Here is a 4,366-nt window from a genome sequence, read left to right as displayed (position 1 = left end):
AACCACGAGGTGTCGATACAGCAATACTGATGTCGAAGAAGTTGTGGTAAACAATATCGTCGCCATCAATGGATGCGTTGACGTCTGGGAAGCGTTTCAATGCTTCTGTTACAGCTTTGACATAAAAGCCCATAAAGCCAAGACGCGTGCCGTGCGTTTCTTCAAACACGTCTTTGTATTTCTTACGCAAGTCCATAATAGGCTTCATGTTGATTTCGTTAAACGTGGTCAACATGGCCGTGTCGTTCTTCGCTTGCAACAGACGTTCTGCGATACGTTTACGCAGACGTGTCATTGGTACGCGCTTCTGGTCTCGGTCACCTGAAACCGCAGGCTGTGAAGACTGTTGCTTGCTGCTACTGTCAGATGATTTAGACGAAGACTGACCTTTCACGTGTTTTTCAACGTCTTCTTTAGTGACGCGACCGCCTTTGCCTGTGCCTTTAACATCACTTGGCTTAAGACCGTGCTCACCTAACAAACGACGAACCGCAGGACCAGCTACTTCATTGTCACCACCGTCGTCTTTGCTCTCGTCTTTACTTTCTGAAGAAGACTCAGATTTACTATCGTCAGACTTACTTGAACTGCCACCGGCAGAACCGCCTGCTTCAACAATGCCGATGACATCGTCAGCGCCAACAGTGTCGCCTTCGTCGTGCTTAATTTCAGCCAAAACGCCGTCCGCCGGAGCTACAACTTCCAGAACCACTTTATCGGTTTCAATATCAACCAGGTTCTGGTCACGTTTTACCGCATCACCAGCTTTAACGTGCCAGGTAGAAATTGTCGCATCAGAAACAGACTCTGGTAATTGAGGAACTTTAACTTCCATCTTTTCACCAGAGCCTTTCTTGTCTGAGCCTTTGTCGTCTGAAGAATCAGATTCTTTCTTTTCTGACTTTTCTTTCTTGTCGCCTGAATCTTTATCTTCTGATTTATCTTCAGAAGCTGATTCGCCATCGCCCTCTTCAATTTTACCGATGACTTCTTCAGCGTTTACCGTTGTGCCTTCTTCGGCAGTAATCTCACCTAGAACACCGTCCGCTTCTGCAGTGACTTCAAGCACAACCTTGTCGGTTTCGATGTCAACCAGATTCTGGTCACGAGACACTTTATCGCCAGGTTTTACGTGCCATGTTGCAATGGTTGCATCTGCAACAGACTCGGGTAATTGAGGAACTTTTATATCAATCGCCATGGTTCATCTTCACCTATTTAATGGTTAGCGCTTCGTCAACAAGTTTTTGCTGCTGCTTGTTGTGCTCTGATATGTATCCGACCGCTGGTGCGGCTGACGCACTACGACCACGATAAGACAACTGAGCTCCTTTCGGAATTGCGGCCCAGAAGTGGTGCTGGCTGCTATACCATGCGCCTTGGTTCTGAGGCTCTTCCTGACACCAGACAAAATCTTTAACGTGCTGATAATCTTTCATAATTTCTGCCACTTCTTCCGCAGGGAACGGGTAAAGCTGTTCAATACGAATAAGGGCAACATCTTCTTGTTCGCGTTCGCGACGTTCTTTCAGTAAATCGTAGTAGACTTTACCGGAGCAAAATACCACGCGTTTTACCTTTTTCGGATTCAGGTCGTCAATTTCCGCAATCGCGTTCTGGAACCCGACATCCGCTAAATCGTCCATTTCTGAAACGGCTAACGGATGACGTAATAATGACTTCGGTGTCATCACAACTAACGGTCTGCGAACAGGACGTAAGTGCTGACGACGAATCATATGGAAAACCTGTGCCGGTGTCGTTGGCACACACACAGACCAGTTGTGATCAGCTGAAAGCTGCAAGAAACGCTCTAAGCGCGCCGAACTGTGTTCTGGCCCCTGACCTTCGTAACCGTGCGGTAACAATAATGTCAAACCACACAAACGGCCCCACTTCTGTTCGCCAGAGCTTAGGAACTGATCAATAACAACCTGAGCACCGTTTACGAAGTCTCCGAACTGAGCTTCCCACATGACCAATGCTTTTGGTTCCGCTGTGGCATAACCATATTCAAAGGCAACAACCGCGGCTTCTGACAGCACTGAATCATAAATTTCAATCTGGCCCTGCTCTGATCCCAGATTATTCAGAGGCATATAAGTTGAAGCGTCTTCCTGATTATGCAGCACGGCATGACGGTGGAAGAACGTACCACGCCCACTGTCCTGCCCGGTCAGACGAATATGAGTACCGTCGTTTACCAGGGTGGCATAGGCTAAGGTTTCTGCAAAACCCCAGTCCATAGACTTTTCGCCTTTCGCCATTTTCAGACGTTCCTGATAAACCTTTGCAACGCGGGAGTTCAGCTTATGTTCTTCCGGGTATGTCGTAATTTTCTGACCCAGATCTTTCAGCTTTTTAATCGAGACTTTGTAGTCATACTCAACATCCCAGTCATTTCCAATATACGGTGACCAGTCAACGGAGTGTTGACGCATAGGGCGGTGTTCATCAACGACAACTTCGCCTTTATCTAATGCGTCACGATAGTCAGACATCCACTGTTTGGCAGTGTCTTCATCAACTATCGAGTTTTTAATTAGTTGTTTGCCATAAATCTCACGAGCAACCGGCTGCTTTTTCACCTTAGCGTACATTAGAGGCTGCGTTGCACTCGGCTCGTCAGCTTCATTGTGCCCGTGACGGCGATAACAAACCAAGTCGATAACGACATCTCTCTGGAAGGCGTTTCGATAATCCAGGGCCAGTTGAGTCACAAAGACCACAGCTTCAGGGTCATCGGCATTAACGTGGAAAATTGGCGCCTGTACCATTTTTGCAATGTCAGTACAGTATTGAGTAGAACGCGCATCTTCCTGTTTTGCGGTCGTGAAACCAACCTGGTTATTCACAACAATGCGGATTGACCCGCCAACACGATAAGCCCGTGTTTGCGACATATTAAAGGTTTCTTGTACTACGCCCTGGCCTGCAACGGCGGCGTCACCGTGAATGGTAATTGGCAGTACTTTTTTGCCTTCTGGATCTTGCAGACGGTCCATACGTGCGCGAACCGAGCCCATAACAACCGGATTAACAATTTCCAAATGCGATGGGTTAAAAGCTAATGCTAAGTGAACATCGCCGCCCGGTGTTGCATAGTCAGATGAAAAACCCATGTGATATTTAACATCACCTGAGCCTTTCGTGCTGTCGTGCTTACCGGCAAACTCGTCAAATAGGTCCTGAGGTTTCTTACCCAGAACATTCACTAATACGTTCAGACGACCGCGGTGAGCCATGCCAATGACCACTTCTTTGGCGCCTTGCTCACCCGAGCGTGAAATAAGTTCTTTTAACAACGGAACTAGACTGTCTCCGCCCTCTAGCGAGAAGCGTTTAGCGCCCGGGAATTTAGACCCCAGATACTTTTCCAACCCGTCAGCTGCTATCAGCTCTTTTAAGATTTTGGTTTGCTGCTCTTTTTTAAATTTAGGCTGACCAAGAACACCTTCCAACCGTTGCTGAATCCAGCGTTTTTCTTCGGTTGAAACAATGTGCATGTACTCGGCACCAATAGAGCCACAATAAATATTTTCTAAAGCTTCGTGAATATCACTCAGCTTCATTGTGTCTTTGCCAACGGCTAAAGAGCCTACATTAAACTCGCGCTCTAAGTCGTCTTTGCTTAAATCGTGGAAGTTTAATGAAAGGTCTGGAACGGTTTCCTGTTTCCATAAACCAAGAGGATCAAGATTGGCATGCTGATGACCGCGGAATCGGTAAGCATTGATAAGTTGTAAAACCTTGACTTGCTTCTGATCGGCGGCGGTCGTGCTGCCGGTTTGAGACTGCTTGAGCTTATTCTTTGCTGCTTCTCGGAACTGCTCTCTCACTTCGCTGAGTTTGGTATCAACAATGTGATTCTCTTTCGGCAACGCATCGAACATTTGACGCCATTCATCACTGACTGCCGTCGGATCATCCAGATACGCCTCAAACATTTGTTCAATGTAGGCAACGTTACCACCGGCTAGATGCGATGTTTCTAACCATTCACGCATTACACCATCTTGCATTGCGTTTCCTTCACCTGAATAGATAAACCGTTTTTATAAAAAAATAGCCATCCTTGTGGGATGGCTATCCACAACATCAACCGTTCAAATTGACGCGACAATTTAACAACTTAAACTGCGCGGTTCAAAAGCATCGATTTAATGTGTCCAATAGCCTTAGTTGGGTTCAACCCTTTAGGACAAACGTTGACGCAATTCATAATTCCGTGGCAACGGAACACACTAAATGCATCGTCCAACTCGTCTAAACGCTCGTCCGTTGCTGTGTCACGACTATCGATTAAGAAACGATAAGCGTGTAACAACCCTGCCGGACCAATGAACTTGTCAGGGTTCCACCAGAA

Annotated in this window: 2 protein-coding genes and 1 pseudogene; all 3 read right to left on the bottom strand. The window is 46.8% G+C overall.

Annotation, left to right across the window (positions count from 1 at the left end; all coding sequences use genetic code 11):
• A partial coding sequence (locus tag B3180_RS14495) for a biotin/lipoyl-containing protein (RefSeq protein ID WP_286845212.1) occupies window positions 1-1,201 on the bottom strand: 1,201 nt, incomplete at its 3' end.
• Between the two features lie 13 nt (window positions 1,202-1,214).
• The gene (locus tag B3180_RS14490; protein WP_054487374.1) at window positions 1,215-4,022 is read right to left on the bottom strand and encodes a 2-oxoglutarate dehydrogenase E1 component; all 2,808 of its coding nucleotides are present in this window, start codon (window positions 4,020-4,022) and stop codon (window positions 1,215-1,217) included.
• A 110-nt stretch (window positions 4,023-4,132) separates the two neighbouring features.
• Window positions 4,133-4,366, bottom strand: a pseudogene (gene sdhB, locus B3180_RS14485) (succinate dehydrogenase iron-sulfur subunit); the annotation flags it as partial.

This window comes from Idiomarina sp. UBA4206 (assembly GCF_002383015.1).
GTDB lineage: Bacteria > Pseudomonadota > Gammaproteobacteria > Enterobacterales > Alteromonadaceae > Idiomarina > Idiomarina abyssalis.
This window is presented reverse-complemented; position numbering and strand designations above follow the sequence as displayed.

Excerpts from the sequence above, each read along its gene's own strand:
- B3180_RS14490 (WP_054487374.1), bottom strand. The coding sequence starts at position 4,022 with ATGCAAGATGGTGTAATGCGTGAATGGTTAGAAACATCGCATCTAGCC.